This window comes from Mesorhizobium sp. B3-2-1 (assembly GCF_006439515.1).
In the GTDB taxonomy this organism is placed as follows: Bacteria; Pseudomonadota; Alphaproteobacteria; order Rhizobiales; family Rhizobiaceae; genus Mesorhizobium.
In genome coordinates this window covers 36,104-53,293 of record NZ_VFTI01000042.1, presented here as the reverse complement: position 1 = coordinate 53,293, position 17,190 = coordinate 36,104, and the positions used below count along the sequence as shown (strand labels likewise).

At 65.1% G+C, this 17,190-nt stretch carries 16 protein-coding genes; 7 read left to right on the top strand and 9 right to left on the bottom strand.

The window, feature by feature from the left end:
- Positions 1 to 340: 340 nt before the first annotated feature.
- The 3 genes from FJW08_RS29580 to FJW08_RS29570 all read right to left on the bottom strand — a co-directional run bounded on the left by FJW08_RS29580 (position 341) and on the right by FJW08_RS29570 (position 4,543).
- Positions 341 to 1,828, bottom strand: coding sequence for an aldehyde dehydrogenase (locus FJW08_RS29580; RefSeq protein WP_140813399.1), 1,488 nt, complete (start codon positions 1,826 to 1,828; stop codon positions 341 to 343).
- Positions 1,825 to 3,024: a cytochrome P450 gene (locus FJW08_RS29575; RefSeq protein ID WP_140813398.1), complete on the bottom strand. Its 1,200-nt coding sequence runs from the start codon at positions 3,022 to 3,024 to the stop codon at positions 1,825 to 1,827. The genes FJW08_RS29580 and FJW08_RS29575 overlap by 4 nt, the downstream gene beginning before the upstream one ends.
- Before the next feature lie 70 nt (positions 3,025 to 3,094).
- Positions 3,095 to 4,543 (bottom strand): APC family permease, encoded by a 1,449-nt coding sequence (locus FJW08_RS29570; protein WP_140813397.1) that lies wholly within the window; start codon positions 4,541 to 4,543, stop codon positions 3,095 to 3,097.
- 171 nt (positions 4,544 to 4,714) lie between these two features.
- Between FJW08_RS29570 and FJW08_RS29565 the strand changes: the two genes are divergently transcribed.
- The 6 genes from FJW08_RS29565 to FJW08_RS29540 are packed head-to-tail and all read left to right on the top strand — an operon-like array spanning position 4,715 to position 11,140.
- Positions 4,715 to 5,485 carry an IclR family transcriptional regulator gene (locus FJW08_RS29565; protein ID WP_140813396.1) on the top strand — a complete coding sequence of 257 codons (771 nt, stop codon included), beginning with the start codon at positions 4,715 to 4,717 and terminating at the stop codon, positions 5,483 to 5,485.
- Entirely contained in the window at positions 5,485 to 6,762 is a 1,278-nt protein-coding gene (locus FJW08_RS29560) for a Tm-1-like ATP-binding domain-containing protein (RefSeq protein WP_181183090.1), read from the top strand. The genes FJW08_RS29565 and FJW08_RS29560 overlap by 1 nt, the downstream gene beginning before the upstream one ends.
- Complete coding sequence (locus tag FJW08_RS29555; RefSeq protein WP_140813394.1) at positions 6,759 to 7,427, top strand: HAD-IA family hydrolase; 669 nt, start codon at positions 6,759 to 6,761, stop codon at positions 7,425 to 7,427. Before FJW08_RS29560 ends, FJW08_RS29555 begins: the two co-directional genes overlap by 4 nt.
- Before the next feature lie 20 nt (positions 7,428 to 7,447).
- Entirely contained in the window at positions 7,448 to 8,797 is a 1,350-nt protein-coding gene (locus FJW08_RS29550) for an aminotransferase class III-fold pyridoxal phosphate-dependent enzyme (RefSeq protein WP_140813393.1), read from the top strand.
- A 37-nt stretch (positions 8,798 to 8,834) separates the two neighbouring features.
- Positions 8,835 to 10,121, top strand: a complete 1,287-nt coding sequence (locus FJW08_RS29545; protein WP_140813402.1) for an aminotransferase class III-fold pyridoxal phosphate-dependent enzyme — start codon at positions 8,835 to 8,837, stop codon at positions 10,119 to 10,121.
- On the top strand, positions 10,118 to 11,140 hold the full coding sequence (locus FJW08_RS29540; RefSeq protein ID WP_140813392.1) for a phosphotransferase: 1,023 nt from the start codon (positions 10,118 to 10,120) through the stop codon (positions 11,138 to 11,140). Before FJW08_RS29545 ends, FJW08_RS29540 begins: the two co-directional genes overlap by 4 nt.
- A 62-nt stretch (positions 11,141 to 11,202) precedes the next feature.
- Here the strand turns inward: FJW08_RS29540 and hpaH are convergent, their stop codons facing one another.
- From hpaH to FJW08_RS29510, 5 genes are all read right to left on the bottom strand, one after another.
- Positions 11,203 to 12,009, bottom strand: coding sequence for a 2-oxo-hept-4-ene-1,7-dioate hydratase (gene hpaH / locus FJW08_RS29535; RefSeq protein ID WP_140813391.1), 807 nt, complete (start codon positions 12,007 to 12,009; stop codon positions 11,203 to 11,205).
- The gene (locus FJW08_RS29530) at positions 12,006 to 12,878 is read right to left on the bottom strand and encodes a fumarylacetoacetate hydrolase family protein (RefSeq protein WP_140813390.1); all 873 of its coding nucleotides are present in this window, start codon (positions 12,876 to 12,878) and stop codon (positions 12,006 to 12,008) included. Before FJW08_RS29530 ends, hpaH begins: the two co-directional genes overlap by 4 nt.
- 244 nt (positions 12,879 to 13,122) lie before the next feature.
- Positions 13,123 to 14,103 carry a 3,4-dihydroxyphenylacetate 2,3-dioxygenase gene (gene hpaD, locus FJW08_RS29520; RefSeq protein ID WP_140813389.1) on the bottom strand — a complete coding sequence of 327 codons (981 nt, stop codon included), beginning with the start codon at positions 14,101 to 14,103 and terminating at the stop codon, positions 13,123 to 13,125.
- 14 nt (positions 14,104 to 14,117) lie between these two features.
- Positions 14,118 to 15,635 carry a 5-carboxymethyl-2-hydroxymuconate semialdehyde dehydrogenase gene (gene hpaE, locus FJW08_RS29515; protein WP_140813388.1) on the bottom strand — a complete coding sequence of 506 codons (1,518 nt, stop codon included), beginning with the start codon at positions 15,633 to 15,635 and terminating at the stop codon, positions 14,118 to 14,120.
- Positions 15,636 to 15,647: 12 nt separating this feature from the next.
- Positions 15,648 to 16,034: a 5-carboxymethyl-2-hydroxymuconate Delta-isomerase gene (locus tag FJW08_RS29510; protein ID WP_140813387.1), complete on the bottom strand. Its 387-nt coding sequence runs from the start codon at positions 16,032 to 16,034 to the stop codon at positions 15,648 to 15,650.
- 214 nt (positions 16,035 to 16,248) lie between these two features.
- On the opposite strand from FJW08_RS29510, the gene hpaR reads away from it, so the two are divergent.
- Positions 16,249 to 16,644 carry a homoprotocatechuate degradation operon regulator HpaR gene (gene hpaR, locus FJW08_RS29505; protein WP_246682655.1) on the top strand — a complete coding sequence of 132 codons (396 nt, stop codon included), beginning with the start codon at positions 16,249 to 16,251 and terminating at the stop codon, positions 16,642 to 16,644.
- 31 nt (positions 16,645 to 16,675) lie between these two features.
- Here the strand turns inward: hpaR and FJW08_RS29500 are convergent, their stop codons facing one another.
- On the bottom strand, positions 16,676 to 17,185 hold the full coding sequence (locus FJW08_RS29500; RefSeq protein ID WP_140813385.1) for a flavin reductase: 510 nt from the start codon (positions 17,183 to 17,185) through the stop codon (positions 16,676 to 16,678).
- Positions 17,186 to 17,190: the final 5 nt, after the last annotated feature.

Genomic DNA, 17,190 nt, shown 5'->3' with positions numbered 1-17,190 from the left:
GGTCCTCCCGGCGGACAAGAAAACTGTCACCCATGCTATCGGTCCATTCTGTTACCTATCTATCCGGTTCGGACACCGGCATCCTCTCCCCGTATAGTGACGGGGAGAGGAGCGCTCTCATCCACGATTTCGCCAATCAGCGTGCAGGGAGAACGCCGGCGTCACGACCAGGCCCTCTCTCCCCGTTCCACGGGGAGAGATGTCCGGCAGGACAGTGAGGGGCAGCGCCGACGCTCCATGGGAAGGTCACATCGCCGATGGCGCCCGCCATCGCCGAGGCGCCGATCGGTGTCACCAGCGTCACCGTGATGCCTCGGAGTTCAGGGAAACCGGCGGGCTCTTAAAGCGCGATCCAGGCTGTCTTCAGCTCCAGATATTTCTCCAGTGCATGCAGGGACTTGTCGCGGCCGAAGCCTGACTGCTTGACGCCGCCCAGCGGCACGGTGATGTCGGCGCCGCCATAGGTGTTGACGTGGACGACGCCGGCATTGATGGCGCGCACCATGCGGTGCGCGGTGGAGAGATTGGCGCTCCACACCGCCGACGCCAGCCCGTAGACGGTCGCGTTGGCGAGGCGCACCGCCTCTTCCTCGGTCTCGAAGCGCATGACGCCGAGCACAGGCCCGAATATCTCCTCGCGGGCAAGCTGCATCTCCTGGGTCACGTGCTCGAAGATCGTCGGCGCCATGTAGCTGCCGCCGGTCTCGGCCAGGATCCGTTCGCCGCCGGTGACCAGCCTTGCGCCTTCTCCCGTGGCCTTGGCGACGAAACCGAGATTCTTGTCCAGCTGCTCCGCACTCGACACCGCACCGACATCGCTTCCGAGATCGAGCGGGTCGCCGACCTTCAGCCTCGTGGTCGCCGAAAGCAGCTCGTCCATGAAGCGGTCATAGACCGAGGCCTGGACAAGCAGGCGCGAGCCGGCGACGCAGACCTGGCCGGAATTGCGGAAGATGGCGTTGGCCGAGACGACCGCCGCCTGTTTCAGGTCAGGAGCATCGGCAAAGACGATGTTGGGCGACTTGCCGCCAAGTTCGAGGAAGACGCGTTTCAAATTGGAGCGGGCGGAATATTCAAGCAGCCGCCGGCCGACCGGCCCCGAGCCGGTGAAGGCGATCGCGTCGACATCCATGTGCAGGCCAAGCGCCTCTCCAGCGACCGCGCCCCGGCCGGTGACGACATTGAGCACGCCCGCCGGCAGCCCGGCTTCGGCAGCCAGTTCCGCCAGCCGCAGCAACGTCAGCGAGGCGATCTCCGGAGGCTTGACCACCACGCAATTGCCGGCGGCCAGCGCCGGCGCGATCTTCCAGGCGCCGATCATCAGCGGAAAATTCCACGGAACGATGACGCCGACGACGCCGAGCGGCTCCTTGTGGACCAGCCCGAGCACGTTGTCGGCCGTCGGCGCGATCTCGCCATAGACCTTGTCGATCGCTTCGGCATAGTAGCGGATGGTGCCGGCGGCCGACAGCGGTTCGGCCTTGTAGGCCATGCCGATCTCGGTGCCGTTGTCGCGCACGCCGAGCACGGCCAGCTCGTCGACATGCTTTTCGATCAGCTCGGCGAGCCTGGTCAGCACCTTCTTGCGAAAGACAGGAGCGGCGCGCGACCACGAACCCTTCTCGAACGCCTTGCGCGCCGAGCGCACGGCGCGGTCGATGTCGGCTGCATTGCCGTCGGCGATGCTGGCGAAGGCGCGGCCATCGATCGGCGAGATGACAGGCAGTGTCGCGCCGCTTGCCGCCTCCGCTTGGGCTCCATCGATGAACAGGCCGCGCGCGCCGATCTCGGTCCTGCGCAGTGTGTCGATGGCATTTTGACTGATCATGGGGAACCGGCTCCGAAACTGACATGCAATGTGGTTGGCGCCCGGAACTCCCAGCCACGGAACACCGGCTCCTTGCCGGGCACCAGCCTGAGATCGGGGAAACGCTGAAGCAGCAGCCTTACCGCGAGACACATCTGCTCGCGCGCGAAAAACCGGCCGGAACAGAAATGATGGCCGAAGCCGAAGGCAGCGTGATTGCCCTCGTCGCGGTTTATGTCGAAGCGGTCGGGGTCGGCAAAGCGGCTCTCGTCGCGGCTGGCCGAGGAGACAAGTGCGGCGACCGGCGCGCCGGCGGGAATCGTCGCTCCGCCGATCTCGACCGCCCGGGTCGTTTCGCGCGTCTGCGTACCGATCGGCGCCACCCAGCGCAGGCCTTCGTCGACGGCTTTGGGCACGAAAGTTTCGGGATCGTCGAGCACCTGCCGCAACTGATCGGGATTCCGGAGCAGGCCGACAAGGATCGAGCCGGCGCCGTGGCCCGGCTCCTGCATGCCGCCAAGCAGGATCACCTTTATGGTAGGCATCAGGAGGTCGAAGGACCGGGTTTTGCCCTCGGGCATGCCGTCATGCAGCATGTGCGACAGCGCGGAATCGTCGGGCTCGCGGACGAGCCTTTCCAGCGTCGGCATCACGGCATCCCCGACCTCGGCGCCGATCGCGTCGGCGATTTGCTGTCGCTTCGGGTCGTTCTCGAAATTGATGGCGCCCTGGGCGAGCCCATAGAACCAGCGGCGCAGGGTCGGCATGTCGATGTCTGTCAGACCGAGCGAGCGCGCCAGGCTGAGCGTCGACACCGGCTCGAAATAATCGGCCATCAGTTCGGCCGAACCGCGCTCGGCGATCGCGTCGAGATAGGGCTCGACGATCGAGCACACGAGATCGCCGGCATAGGAGGTGACAGTGCGCGGCCGGTATTTCGGATCGACGCCCTGGCGAAGGTCCTTATGCACCGCGCCATCGCTGGTCAGGATGGTCGGCTTGCCGAAGGAGCGCTCGACGGGCGATACGCCATTGGTGATGATTGCCGAGAAGATGTCGGGCGACTTCGCCACCAGCTCGACATCCTTCCAACGGGTGACGAACCAGAGATTGACCGACGGCACGAAGGCGACCGGCGCGCTGCGCCTCATTTCGGCATAGATCGGGTAGGGGTCCGCTTCCAGCGCCTCGACGGTGATGTTTTCGGCAAAGCTCAAACCCGCCACTCCTTGTGAGGTCGGAGGGGCGGCATCTCGCGCCGCCCCCGGATGCTTTGAAACCGGTCGTTCAATCCTTCAGCGGCAAACCGAGGCTTTCGAAGGCGACCGGATCCCGGCTCTTCAACGCACCCGCCAGCAGCAGTCCGATCACCGCCGCGATCAGCACCAGCCCCGGCAGGAACACGCCGAGGAAGCCGCCGGCTCCCGACAGGCTGCCGAAATTGATGACGATCAGGTAGATGATGACGGCGAAGGCGACAAAGGTCAGCCCGGGCAGGAGCGTGGTCTTTACGGCATTCTCCTTGGCCGACGGGTTGGCGCGGAAGTACATCACCACGGCGAGCGAGGCGACCGCCATCATCACGATGACGCCGAGCGTCGCGACATTGGTCAGCCACGAGAAGAGCGCCAGCACGGGATCGAGGCCGAGCACGGCGAACAGCCCGACGACGACAGCGGCGAGCACGCTCTGGATGACCGAAGCGACATGCGGACTCTGGTGTGCCGAATGCGTCACGCCGATCGACTGCGGCAGCAGCTTCTCGCGCCCGGAAACGTAGATGTAGCGGGCAACGGCATTGTGGAATGCCAGCACGCCGGCGAACAGGCTCGACACGAACAGGATGCTCATCGCGTGGGTCAGCAGCGTTCCGGAGTAGCGGTCGGACAGGCCGAACAGGAAAGTCGTCGGATCCTGCAGGCCCTGCAGCGCCGGCAGCAATTTGTCGACGCCGGCACCGACCGCCATCAGCCAGGCCGTGACCATGTAGAAGACGCCGATCAGGACGACCGAGAAATAGGTGGCGCGCGGAATGGTGACCTTGGGGTCGCGGGCTTCCTCGGCGTAGATCGTCGTCGCCTCGAAGCCGATGAAGGCGGCGAAACAGAACAGGATGGCTATGGCCGGCGCGCCTGATGTGATCTGGCTCCAGCTGAACGGAGCCGCCGAAAGGCCGCTGTCGCCGCCGGTCCTGAGGATGGTGAGATCAAGGATCAGCACCACGGCGTATTCGCACAGCACCAGCACCGTCAGGATCTTGGCCGACAGATCGACCTGGCGATAACCGAGCACGGCGACGATGGCGATGGCGATGAAGCTCCACACCCACCAGGGCAGGTTGATGCCCCAGCCGGCGAACAGCCCGGAGGTGGCAGCGCCGAGCAGGCCCATGACGCCGATCTGCATGGCATTGTAGGACAGGATGGCAATCAGCGCCGTGGCGCCGCCGGCAAGACCGCCGAGGCCGCGCGCCGCGTAGGCGTAGAAGGCGCCGGCATTGCCGACATGGCGCGACATGGCGACATAGCCGACCGCGAACAGGAGCAGCAGCACCGTCACGATCAGATAGGTGCCGGCAAAGCCGGCGCCATTGCCCATCAGCATGCCGAGCGGCGTGCCGCCGGCGACCGCGGTGAGCGGCGCCGCCGCCGAGATCACCATGAAGGTGATGGCGCCGACACCCAGACTGTTCTTGCGCAGCCTGTTGGCCGGCGCCGTTTCCGAAATTGCTGACATTGGTCCCTCCTGTTTGCAAGCCGTTTGGCTTGCCGGCCGATCGGCCTGTCCCATACGCTCTGGATGTGGTTCATTATTTGAACCATTATTTTGAATATAGACTTGCAAACAAAGCGGCTTCCTGTCAAGTTAATTCACACGTTAATTGATTGCCCGCTCAGGGAGGATGCATTGAGTACGGTCGGCAAGGCGATTTCGCTTCTGGAGTTGTTCACCGTGGCCGAGCCCGAGCTCGGGCTCTCGGACCTGGCGCGCCGGTCGGGTTTCGACAAGGCGACGACACGGCGCCTGCTGCTGGCGCTGACCGGCCATGGTCTCGTCGAGCAGGATGCGGCCACACGGCACTATCGGCTCGGCGCCGGCCTGTCGCGGCTGGCGCGCATCCGCGAGGCCCGCTTTCCCTTCCTGCGGACCGCGGTGCCGCTGGTGCGGGATCTGGCAAGTGCCACGGCCGAGACCGTGCATCTGTCGGAATTCGGCGTCGACAGGCTGGTCACCGTCCATGTCGAGCATCCGGCACGGGCAAACCGGGTCAATGTCGATATCGGCCAGCTTCTGCCCCTGCATTCGACCGCCTCGGGCATCGTCTATCTGGCCTTCGCCAGGGACGACGCCGTCAAAGGATGCCTGGCTGGCCCCCTGGACGCCTTCACGGCGCACACGCTGACCGAGCCGGCCGCTATCTCCCGCTCCATGGGCGAGGCACGCGAGCGCGGCTATTCGATCTGCGACCAGGGCCTGGAAGAAGGCGTCATCAGCGTCGCGGCGGCAATCCTGGCGGCGGACGGGTTCGCGCTCGGCACGATCGCGGTGGCGGCGCCGAAAGCCAGGACGACAGCGGCTGACATCGTGGAAAGAGGACTTGCGGCCGTGGCCGTGGCGCGGGAGATTTCGATGCGGCTCAACGGCGATAATCTGCAAGCGCTGAGGAGGCAGGCCTGATGTCCGAACAGACGCCCCGCATCCTGGTCATAGGCACCGGCGACACCAAGGCCGACGAATTGCTGTTCATGAAAGCATGCATCGAGGCATCGGGCGGCAGCGCCGTGATGATGGACGTCAGTGTGCTGGGCGACCCGCCCTATAGCCCCGATCATGACAAACACGCGGTCGCCCGCGCCGTGGATGTCACGATCGGCGAGATCGTCGCGAGCGGTGACGAGAACACCGCCATGACGCTAATGGCCGGCGGCGCCGTGCAGCTGGTGCGCAAGCTGCACCAAGCCGGCGAGATCGACGCCTTCATCGCCATCGGCGGCTCGATGGGAACCGATCTGGCGCTGGATGTCGCGCTCAGCCTGCCGCTCGGCGTGCCGAAATTCGTCGTCTCCACCATTGCCTATTCGCACCTCATCCCGCCGGAGCGCGTCGCGCCCGACCTGATGATGATCCTGTGGGCGGGTGGGCTCTATGGCCTCAACTCGATCTGCAAGCTGGTCCTGTCGCAGGCCTGTGGCGCAGTCGTCGGCGCGGCGAAATTGGCACTCGCCTCACGGGCCTCGGCTGCGGCGACCGGCCCGACCATCGGCATGACCTCGCTCGGCAGCTCCTGCCTTCGCTATATGAAGACGCTGAAGCCGGCGCTGGAACAGCGCGGCTATGATGTCGCGGTCTTCCACACCACTGGCATGGGCGGCCGCGCTTTCGAATCGATCGCCGGCCAGGATCATTTCTGCGCCGTCTTCGACTTCAGCCTGCAGGAGATCACCAACCATCTGGCCGGCTCCGTCGTTAGTTCCGGCATCGACCGGCTGGAGAATGCCGGCGCCCGTGGCGTCCCGCAGATCGCGGCGCCAGGCGCGATCGACATGGTTGACCTGCCGACCTGGCAGGCTTTGCCGGCTAAATTTTCCGAACGCCCGTTTCACGCTCACAACAGGCTGATTGCTTCGGTTACCGTCGATGCGGATGACCGCCGCGAGGTCGCCCGGGCCATCGCCGCCAAGCTCGGCATGGCAAAGGGCCGTTCCGCCCTCATCCTGCCTTCCCGTGGCATCCAGGAATGGGACGCCGAGGGCGAGCCACTCCATGAGCCCGAAGCGCATGCCGCCTTCGTCGATGAAATGCGCAAGGCCATTCCCGCGCAAGTGGAGTTCCACGAGATCGACGCCCACATCAACAGCGACGGCTTCGTCGCCAAGGCGCTCGAAATCTTCGACCGCTGGGTCGAGGAAGGCATTGTCCCGCGCGGCACGCCTGCCAAGGAGGTCGCCGCGTGAGTGCCGTTCCCGCCCAGGCGCTGGTCCTCGATTTCGGCGGCGTCGTCACCCGCACGCTGTTCGAGACCCACGCCCTGACCGAACAGGCGCTCGGCCTGGCGTCAGGAACGCTGAATTGGCGCGGGCCGTTCGATCCGGACTCGGATCCGCTGTGGCTGGCCATGCAGGCCGACGAGATCAGCGAACGCGACTATTGGCGAACGCGCACCGGGGAGGTCGGCCGCCTCGTCGGCGAGGACTGGCAGGCGATGGAAACCTTCGTTCGGCGCGCACGAGGCGCCGAGCCCGAAAAAGTGGTGCGACCCGAAGCCGAGCGCGCCATCCGCGCCGTCCATGCCGCGGGCTTTCGCCTGGCGATCCTTTCCAACGAACTCGACCTGTTCTACGGCGCCGGCTTCCGCCAGCGTCTGCCGCTGCTCGGCCTGTTCGACGTTATCGTCGACGCCACCTATACCGGCATCCTCAAACCCGATCCGCGTGCCTACGCCTTCGTCACCGAAGCGCTTGGCCTGCCGGCCGCCGCCTGCGTCTTCGTCGACGACCAGCAGCGCAATGTTGATGGCGGCCGTGCCGCCGGCATGCGCACGGTTCATTTCGACGTTGCCCGGCCGGCCTATTCCTATGCCGAGGCACTCGGCCATTTCGACCTCGTTCCAGTTGCCTGAGACATTTGCGGAGCCTTGCGATGCGCGACATCAATTTCCTCACCGAGAAGAATGCCAAGCCGATCTGGCACCCGATGGCGCATCCGGCCGAGATGCGGGCCAACCCGCCAAAGGTGATCATGAAGGGCGAGGGCGTGATGGTCACCGACATCGCCGGCAACACCGTGCTCGACGCCGTCGGCGGGTTGTGGAACGTCAACCTCGGCTACAGCTGCGATCCGATCAAGAGAGCGATCGCCGACCAGCTCGGCGCGCTGCCTTACTACTCGGGCTTTCGCGGCACCTCGACCGGGCCGTCGATCGAGCTCGCCTATGAGCTCTCCGAGTGGTTCGAGCCGGAGGGCATGGTGCGGACCTTCTTCACCTCCGGCGGCTCCGATTCGGTCGAAACGGCATTGCGGCTGGCCCGGCAATACTGGAAGATCCGCGGCCAGGGCGACCGCACCAAATTCCTCGCCTTGAAGAAGGGCTATCACGGCACGCATTTCGGCGGCGCTTCGGTCAACGGCAACGCCAATTTCCGCCGCAACTACGAACCGCTGCTGCCCGGCGTCTTCCATATTCCCGCCCCATGGACCTTCCGCAACCCGTTCGACGAAACCGATCCGGCGCGGCTGGCGAAACTGTGCGCCAAGGCGCTGGAGGACGAAATCGCCTTCCAGGGCGGCGACACCATCGCCGCTTTCATCATGGAGCCGGTGCTGGGTGCGGGCGGCGTCATCGTTCCGCATGAGAGCTTCATGCCGCTGGTGCGCGAAATCTGCGACCGCCACGAGATCCTGCTGATCGCCGACGAAGTGGTCACCGGCTTCGGCCGCGCCGGCGCCTGGTCGGGCTCGCGGCTGTCCGGTGTAAAACCGGATTTCATGACCATCGCCAAGGCGATCACCTCGGGCTATTTCCCGCTCGGCGCGACCCTGATCGGCGCCAGGGTTGCCGACGCCTTCGAGGCCGACAAGACCAGTTTCGGCGCGATCGGCCATGGTTATACCTATTCCGGCCACCCGGTCGGCTGCGCGGCCGGGCTGGCGGCGCTTGCCGAGACCAAACGGCTGCGCCTGAACGAGAACGCAGCCGCGCGCGGCGTCGAGCTCGCGGCGGTGCTGGAAGGCCTGAAGGCGAAGCACGCGATGGTCGGCGACGTCAGGTACAAGGGCCTCATGGCGGCGGTGGAACTGGTCTCCGATCGCGCGACGAAAAAGGCCGCCGACAAGAAGACCATGGCCGTCGTTTCCGAGGCTGCCTATGAAGCCGGCGTCATGCTGCGCGTCTCCGGCAACACCATCATCCTGTCGCCGCCGCTGATCATCGGCGCCGCGGACGTTACCAGGATCGGCGAGGCGATCGATTCGGGCCTCTCGAAGGTCTGACGGACACAACGGAGTTTTGGTGATGGCTCAGCAAAAAATGGCCGACGAGGCGCTAGTTAGCCGGCGTTCCCGCCTGCTCGGCGCGAAATCGCAACTGTTCTATGACGAGCCCGTGCACCTGGTGCGCGGCGAAGGCGTCTGGCTCCATGATGCCGATGGCCGAAAATATCTCGACGCCTACAACAATGTCGCCCATGTCGGCCATTGCCATCCGCATGTGGTCGAGGCCCTGTGCCGGCAGGCGAGCCTGCTCAACACCCACACGCGCTATCTCCACACCGCCATCCTCGACTATGTCGAGCGGCTGACCGCGACCTTCGATGCCAGCCTGTCGACCGCTATCCTCACCTGCACCGGCAGCGAGGCCAACGACATCGCGCTGCGCATGGCGCAGGCGGTCTCCGGCCAGATGGGCATCATCGCCACCGACGCCACCTATCACGGCAACACCACAGCGGTTTCGCAGCTCTCGACCCGCATGCCGCCGGTCGGTGGCCGCGCCCACCATGTCAGGCTGGTGCCGGCGCCCGACAGTTTTCGCCATCCCGATGCGATGGCAAATGGCAAGGCTTTCGGCGACGCCGTGCGCGAAGCCATCGCCTCGCTGGCCAGGGAAGGCATAGGCCTTTCCGGCATGATCCTGTGCCCGTTGCTCGCCAATGAAGGTTTTCCGTCACTTCTCAGCGGCTTTTTCGACGACGCCGTATCGGCTGTGCGCGAGGCGGGCGGTCTAGTGATCGCAGACGAAGTTCAGCCCGGTTTCGGCCGCACCGGCAGCTATTTCTGGGGCCACCAGCGCGCCGGTTTCGTGCCCGACATCGTCACCATGGGCAAGCCGATGGGCAACGGCCATCCGGTCGCCGCCGTGGTCACCACGAAAGATATCCTGGCTACCTTCCGCAACGCCTTCCGTTACTTCAACACCTTTGGCGGCAATCCGGTCTCCTGCTCGGTGGCCAATGCGGTCCTCGATGTCCTGGAAGACGAAAACCTCGTCGCCAATGCGCGCGATGTCGGCGCCTACGCGCTCGAGCTGCTGCGGCCGCTGGCCGATCGGCATGATTGCATCGGCGAAGTCAGGGGAGCCGGCCTGTTCTTCGGCGCCGAGCTTGTCCACGACCGCCAGACCCGCGAGCCCGCGTCCGATATCGCCAGCCGCGTCATCAACGCCATGCGCGACCGTGGCGTGCTGATGGGCAAGACCGGCATTCATGGCAATGTGCTGAAGATCCGCCCGCCAATGCCCTTCTCCCGCGACAATGCCGATCTGCTGATCGGAACGCTCGACGAGGTGCTCGGCGAAGTCGGCGGAGTGCCGGCGTGAACGCTGTCTCGACGCATGCCGAGCCGGAAACGGCAGCTGACGTGACCGACCTTGCCAGGCGCGGGCTCGAACACTGGGGCGTTCGCGACGGGGAACCGGAGCTCTTGAAATACCGGGAGAATGCGGTCTTCCGGGTTCACCTGCCCGGCGGCCGGCCGGCCGTGATGCGCGTGCACCGGCTTGGCTATCACACGGATGCCGCGCTGCGCGGGGAATTGCAATGGATGAGCTTTCTGCAAGCCGCCGGCGTCGCCACGCCGTCTCCGATCGCAACGCAGGCCGGCGATCCGTTCGTGCTCGTGAGCACCGCCGCCTTGGCGCAACCGCGCCAGGTCGATTGTCTGAGCTGGCTCGAAGGCCGCGCCGTCGGTGCGCGCGGCGTGCCGCTGGGCTATGCGCCGAAACAATTAAAGCAGGTCTTCACAGCGATCGGCCGAACCATCGCCCACATGCATACCGTCACCGCCGCCTGGGTGCCGCCTGCCGGCTTCGCCCGCCATGCCTGGGATTTCGACGGCTTCTTCGGCGCGGCCCCCAATTGGGGACGCTTCGAGACCTCGCCCTTCCTCGACGGCGCGCGCCGCGAGCTGGTTTTCCAGGCCCGGGAAAAGGCCGTGAAGGCGCTGTCCGGGCATGAACGCAGCGCCCGCAATTTCGGCATCATCCATGCCGATCTGGTGCGCGAGAACGTGCTCATCCATGACGATGCGGTGCGCATCATCGACTTCGACGATTGTGGCTTTGGCTGGCACATGTACGACCTTGCCGTCGCGCTCTACCAGAACCGCGACGAGCCGCTCTATCCGCTGATCGAGGCATCGCTGCTGGAAGGCTACCGGCAGCAGCGCGAGTTGACTGCAGGCGACATCGCCGCGCTGCCCCTGTTCGCCGCGCTGCGGGCCTTCGCGTTTCTGGGCTGGGTGCAAAGCCGTGTCGAAGGCGACATTACGAGGGAGGTCGGCCTGCGCATGTCCGATATCGCGGCCGATGTGGTCATTTCCTATCTACGCGGCGAGTAGAGCAATTCCAGGAAAAGTGTGAAGCGGTTTTCCGTCCGGAATTGCGTTGGAGTAAAGAACCGTCAGCCCTTGGCGAAGTGGATGCTGACGGTTCCCGAACCGCCGAAATCGGCGACGACGGTGTCGCCGGGTCGCGCCTCGACGGGCCGCACGAAGGACCCCGACAGCACCACTTCGCCCGCCGCGATCGACATACCGTAGCGGGCGAGCCTGTCCGCCAGCCAGGCGATGCCCATCGCCGGGTGGTTGAGCACGCCGGCGCCAAGCCCGGTCTCCTCGACCTCGGCATTGCGCGAGACGATGGCGCCGATCCAGCGCATGTCGGCTTCATCGGGCCGTTGCGGCCGGCCGCCGATGACGATGCCGGCATTGGCGGCATTGTCTGAAATCGTATCGAAGAAGGTGCGCGCCTTCTTGGTCTCCGCATTGACCCGCTCGATGCGCGTGTCGAGGATTTCAAGCGCCGGCGTGATGTAGTCGGTGGCGTTGAGCACGTCGAAGATGGTCACGCCGGGGCCCTTCAGCGGCGCCTTCATGACGAAGGCGATCTCGGCCTCGACGCGCGGCTGGATGAAACGGCCGGCGGGAATGGTCGCGCCGTCATTGAAGAACATGTCGTCGAAGAGCACGCCCGAATCCGGTGTGTCGATGGCCAGTGCATATTGCATCGCCTTGGACGTCAGGCCGATCTTCCAGCCTCTCGGCTTCAGCCCGGCATCGATCTTGCGCGTCACCAGCGCGGCCTGCACGCGATAGGCATCCTCCATCGTCGCCTCGGGAAAATCGAGGCTGAGCAGCCGGATCTGGCGGCGTGAGCGCTCGGCCTCGAACAGCCGGTCGGCCGCGTCTTCCACTTGGCTCGGGGTCATGCTTCCGCCTCGTCGACGACGCCGTTTCTGAGCACGCCGATGCCGTCGGCCTCCACCTCGATCACATCGCCCGGCTTCAGCCAGACCGGCGGCTCGAAGCGGGCGCCGGCGCCGGTCGGGGTTCCCGTGACGATGATATCGCCGGGCACCAGCGTGGTGAAGGTCGAGATGTAGTTGATGATCTTGCGGAAGGAAAAGATCATCCGGCTGGTGCGGTCCCGCTGGCGCACTTCGCCGTTGACGCGCGTGGTGAGCGCGATGTCGGCGATCTGCGCCTCATCCGTGAACGGCACCAGCCACGGGCCGATCGAACCGGTGCGGTCGAAGTTCTTGCCTTGCGTGACGTTGAATTTTGCATGCCGCACCCAGTCGCGGATGGTGCCTTCGTTACACAGCGACAATGCCGCGATATGGCCGAGCGCGTCTGCCTCGGCGATGCGCCGGCCGGGTTTGCCGATGACGATGACGATCTCGCCCTCATAATCGAGCTGTGACGACTCCGGCGGCCGTACCAGCGGCGCGCCATGACCGACGAAGGAGCTGACGAAGCGGATGAACAGCGAGGGGTTCGAGGGGGCTGCCTGGCCGTCCTTGTACTCCTCGTTGCGGTCGGGAAAATTGACGCCGACGCAGATGATCTTTTCCGGCGAGGGGATGGGGATGTCGTAAGTGATAGCGTCGAGCGGAAAATCGGCGGCGAGGGTGTCTGCCTCTTCAGCCAGCCGCCGCAAGGCGCTGGCCTCGATCACTTCGCGCAATGTCGGCCACTGGCCGTGGCGGGCGGAGAGGTCGACGACGCCTTTCTCGGTGATTGCGCCGTAGCGTGTCTTGCCGTCGATGGTGAAGGTGGCGAGGCGCGCTTGATTCATGCGGCCACTCCGCCTGTGGTGTTGTTGGATGTCGGCCAGGTTAGAGCCCTACGGCGCCCCCCTCTGTCCTGCCGGACATCTCCCCCTCTAGGGGGGAGATTAGATATCGGCACTGCCTTCGCCAACTTCCAACGCTGCAAGAGAAGCGCTGCCCGAGCAGCTAGCCAATCTCCCCCCTTGAGGGGGAGATGTCCGGCAGGACAGAGGGGGGCGACATGGAACGCTGACATCAAATCAAAATCCCTTACGGCGCGATGATCGGCGACGCCGCCAAGCCCGGCTGCCGCACCTCTGCACCCGCGAAAACGCTGCCCTCCTCGAACCAGCTTTTCGGCGCCGGCGCGCCCCACAGCGTCTGGCGCTGCGGGTCCTTCAGATCCCATTTGATCGGCTCGAGGTCGGGATCGACCGTCTGGTAGTCCGAGCAATAGATCTCGATGCGGTGGTTGTCGGGATCGCGCACATAAAGGAAGAACGCGTTGGAAATGCCGTGCCGGCCGGGGCCGCGCTCGATGTTCGGCAGATACCCGGTCGTCGCCATCAGGTCGAGCAGGTCGATGATGTTGAGCGGCGTCGGCACCCAGAAGGCGACATGGTGCAGGCGCGGGCCGACGCCATTGGTGAAGGCGATGTCATGGACGCCGCCCTTGCGGTGCGTCCAGGCCGCCCACAGCTTCCCGCTGCTGGCGTCCTCGGTGTATTCGGTGACGCGAAAACCGAGCTCGTTGTAGAAGCCGACGGACTCGTCGACATCAGGCGAGAAGCAGTTGAAATGGTCGATGCGCAGCGGCTTGACGCCCTTGTAGAGCGCGTATTTCTGGTGGATCGGCGGCAGGCGCTCCATCGTCGCGTAGAATTCGAGCGGAATGCCGTGCGGGTCACGCGTGCGGAAGGTGCGCGACTGGTAGGGACGCTCGACCCATTCGACCGGCAGGCCCTTGCCCCTGAAGAAATGCTCGGCCTTGTCGAGGTCTTCTTCGGAATACACCTTGAAACCGAGATCGCGTGCTTCCGCCGTTGTCGCCGTCTTCAGCACGATGCAGTGGTGGCCACGCTCCTCCATGGCCCTGAGGTAGATGGCGCCTGCTACCTCGTCGGTGACCTGCAGGCCGAGCGTATCGACATAGAAGGCGCGCGATTTGGCGAGGTCGGTCACCGCCAACTCGACATGGCTCAGCCGCACGATGTTGAAGGCGGGATAGAGGTTGGGCTTGGGCAAGGGCATCTGGTTTCCTCCGGTCAGCCGCCGAGTTTCTGGATCGCGTGCGCTGACGTGGCGAAGGCGATGTTCTTCGTCTCCATGTAGAAATCGAAGGAATGGTCGCCGCCGTCGCGGCCGATGCCGGAATTCTTGACGCCGCCGAACGGCGTCGGCAGATGGCGTACATTCTCCGAATTGACCCAGATCATGCCGGCGTCCAGCGCTTCGGTGAAGCGGAAGGCGCGGGTGACGTCGGAGGTCCAGAGATAGCCGGTCAGGCCATATTGCGTGTCGTTGGCCAGCGCCAGCGCCTCCGCCTCGTCCTTGAAGGCGATGGCGGTCAGCACCGGCCCGAAGATTTCTTCCTGGGCGATGCGCATCCTGTTGGTCGCGCCGGTGAATAGCGTCGGGCTGACATAGCAGCCGCCGCCCGGGCCGGCGAACTTGCCGCCGCCGGCGGCGACCACGGCACCTTCCGATTTGCCGATCTCGATATAGGACAGCACCTTTTCCTCGTGCACCGGATGGATCAGCGGCCCGACCACGGTTTTCGGATCGAGCGGATGGCCTATTCTGATGCGCTTTGCCTTCTCCGCTACCAGATCGGTGAACCGGTCATAGACCGGGGCTTCCACCAGCAGCCGCGACGATGAGGTGCAGCGCTCGCCGTTGAGCGAATAGATCATGAACACCGCCGCATCCGCCGCGCGTTCGAGATCGGCGTCGGCGAAGACGATCACCGGGTTTTTGCCGCCGAGCTCGAAATGCACGCGCTTCAGCGTATCGGCGCCTTGGCGCATGATCATCGAGCCGGTGCGGCTTTCGCCGACGAAACCGATCGCCTTGATCTTGGGGTGCTCGGTCAGCGCCTTGCCGGCATGTTCGCCAAGCCCGTTGACCAGATTCCATACACCCTTCGGTAGGCCGGCCTCCTCCGCGATCTCGACCAGCAGCCGCGCGCTGAGCGGCGAGAACTCAGCCGGCTTATGAACGACGGTGCAGCCGGCGGCCAGGGCCGGCGCGATCTTCCAGGTCGACAGCATGAACGGCGTGTTCCACGGCGTGATGATGCCGACCGGCCCGATAGGCACCCGCGTCGTCATGTTGACCTGGCCCGTGGTCCGCAGCGTCTCGCCATCGCGCGCTTCCGGCGCACGGTCGGCAAAGAAGCGGAAGTTTTCGGCGCCCCGCAACGCGGCCTTGGCCATGAACTTCAGCGCCTGGCCGGTGTCCATGCACTCGATGAAGGCGATCTCCTCGGCGCGCGCCTCGATCGCATCGGCGATTCTGTGCAACAGCTTCTTGCGCGTCTCGCCCGGCAAGGCGGCCCAGGCCGGGAATGCCGCCTTCGCCGCTTTGGCCGCACGGTCGATGTCGGCGGCCCCGCCGCGCGCGACCTTGGCCAGTGGCTGCAGATCGACCGGCGACAGCGTCTCGAAGGTCGAGCCGTCGGCGGCCGGCACCGCCTCGCCGCCGATCTGGTTCAGCACGCCATCGGTCTTGAAGCGGGCGAGGTAGGCTTGCGCCTTTTTCAGATTGCCTTCGAGATCGGACATGTCAGTCTTCCGTCACTTGCCGCGCAGCCGCGGGTGGATTGCATTCTTCTTCCAGCTCAGCACGGGGTCGATTTCCCTGATCTCCAGCGACAAGGCGAAATGCGGAGTCTCAAACAAGCTGCCGAGAAATTGACTAATCGCCGCGAACACGGCCTCGCCGGTCCGCTTCTTGTCCTCCGCGCTGCGGCCGGCACCGATGCGAAACGACATATCGAGAAAGGCGTTTTCCGGCAGGTGATCGGCAATGGCGTAGGCGTCAGCGCGAAAGGCCCGCACCCGCACGGCGCCGGTCTCGAACAGACCGGTGTCCAGCACCGTGCGCAACACCAGCGCACACAATTCACTCATGTCGACCTTGGCATCGAGATTGGCCGAATACTCGATGGAGAAGTGCGGCACCGTGTTTCGTCCCTGGTTTATCGCATTGCTATAATTAACGCGTTAATTACATGACGTGCCCCCGAAGTCAAGTCTTGCATCGGGCTGGAGGCGACGATACGGGATGGAAAGGTCGGGTCTTGACGTTGGTCCATGTGGGGTCGAAATCCGCTGACCACCGCATTATTGGGGGCGCTGCTTCTTGCTGCCGGAAAACACTCGTCGCTCCTTGCCGATGGCATTGCTTCACGCCCGCGAAGCAGTGATGGCGCGGTTTCGCCCGATGCTTGCCGCGCATGACGTGACCGAGCAGCAATGGCGCGTGCTGCGCGTGCTGAGCGAGGCCGGGCCGGTCGAAGCGACCGAGCTTGCCGATCGCGCCTCCGTGCTGCCGCCCAGCCTGACCCGCATCATCAAGGCGCTCGAGGGCCGGAAATTCATCAACCGCAACAAGGCGGAAGGCGACGGCCGCCGCGTCGTGCTGACCATCGCGCCGGCCGGCTCCGCGCTGATCGACGCGCTGTCTCCGGAGAGGCGTGTCATCTACGACGACATCGAGCAGCGATTCGGCCACGAGCGGCTCGAGCAGTTGCTCGATCTCCTGGAGAGCCTGATCGACGGCGAGAGCTGACCGCTCCGCGGCCAGGGCCGTTCGCTCCGGCTCACCCCCCGAAACTCCCCAATCGCGTCGGCTGTGTGTAGTTGCGGTCGACATAGAGCAGCGCCGAGCCGCCGCTGCCGTGCCGGACATCGATGACGCGGCCGATCATGACGTTGTGCGTGCCCACGAGGTGCACGGTCTCGATCTCGCAATCGAAGTTGACGATGGCGTCCGACAGTGCCGGCGTGCCCGAGGCCAGTGTCTGCCAGCGCGCGGCCTCGTAACGGGCCGCCATGTCCCTGGTCGCTCCGGCAAACTTTCCGGCCAGGTGCATATGGTCATGCGTCAGCACGTTGACGCAGAAGCGCCGGTTGGCCAGGAACATCGCCGCCTGCGTCGAACGTCCGTTCATGCACACAAGCAGCGTCGGCGGCTCGTCGGAGACGCTGCACATGGCGGTGGCGGTGAAGCCGCCGCGTCCCGCCGGCCCATTGGTGGTGATGATGTTGACCGGCGCGCAGACCCTCGCCATGGCGTCGCGGAAATCGGCCTTCGAAATCTGCGCGGCCATCGGCT

Bases quoted from the DNA above. Each gene is read 5' to 3' on its own strand.
- FJW08_RS29580 (WP_140813399.1), bottom strand. From the start codon at position 1,828: ATGATCAGTCAAAATGCCATCGACACACTGCGCAGGACCGAGATCGGC.
- FJW08_RS29570 (WP_140813397.1), bottom strand. From the start codon at position 4,543: ATGTCAGCAATTTCGGAAACGGCGCCGGCCAACAGGCTGCGCAAGAAC.
- FJW08_RS29560 (WP_181183090.1), top strand. From the start codon at position 5,485: ATGTCCGAACAGACGCCCCGCATCCTGGTCATAGGCACCGGCGACACC.
- FJW08_RS29550 (WP_140813393.1), top strand. From the start codon at position 7,448: ATGCGCGACATCAATTTCCTCACCGAGAAGAATGCCAAGCCGATCTGG.
- FJW08_RS29545 (WP_140813402.1), top strand. From the start codon at position 8,835: ATGGCCGACGAGGCGCTAGTTAGCCGGCGTTCCCGCCTGCTCGGCGCG.
- hpaH (WP_140813391.1), bottom strand. From the start codon at position 12,009: ATGACCCCGAGCCAAGTGGAAGACGCGGCCGACCGGCTGTTCGAGGCC.
- FJW08_RS29530 (WP_140813390.1), bottom strand. From the start codon at position 12,878: ATGAATCAAGCGCGCCTCGCCACCTTCACCATCGACGGCAAGACACGC.
- hpaD (WP_140813389.1), bottom strand. From the start codon at position 14,103: ATGCCCTTGCCCAAGCCCAACCTCTATCCCGCCTTCAACATCGTGCGG.
- hpaE (WP_140813388.1), bottom strand. From the start codon at position 15,635: ATGTCCGATCTCGAAGGCAATCTGAAAAAGGCGCAAGCCTACCTCGCC.
- hpaR (WP_246682655.1), top strand. From the start codon at position 16,249: ATGGCATTGCTTCACGCCCGCGAAGCAGTGATGGCGCGGTTTCGCCCG.
- FJW08_RS29500 (WP_140813385.1), bottom strand. From the start codon at position 17,185: ATGGCCGCGCAGATTTCGAAGGCCGATTTCCGCGACGCCATGGCGAGG.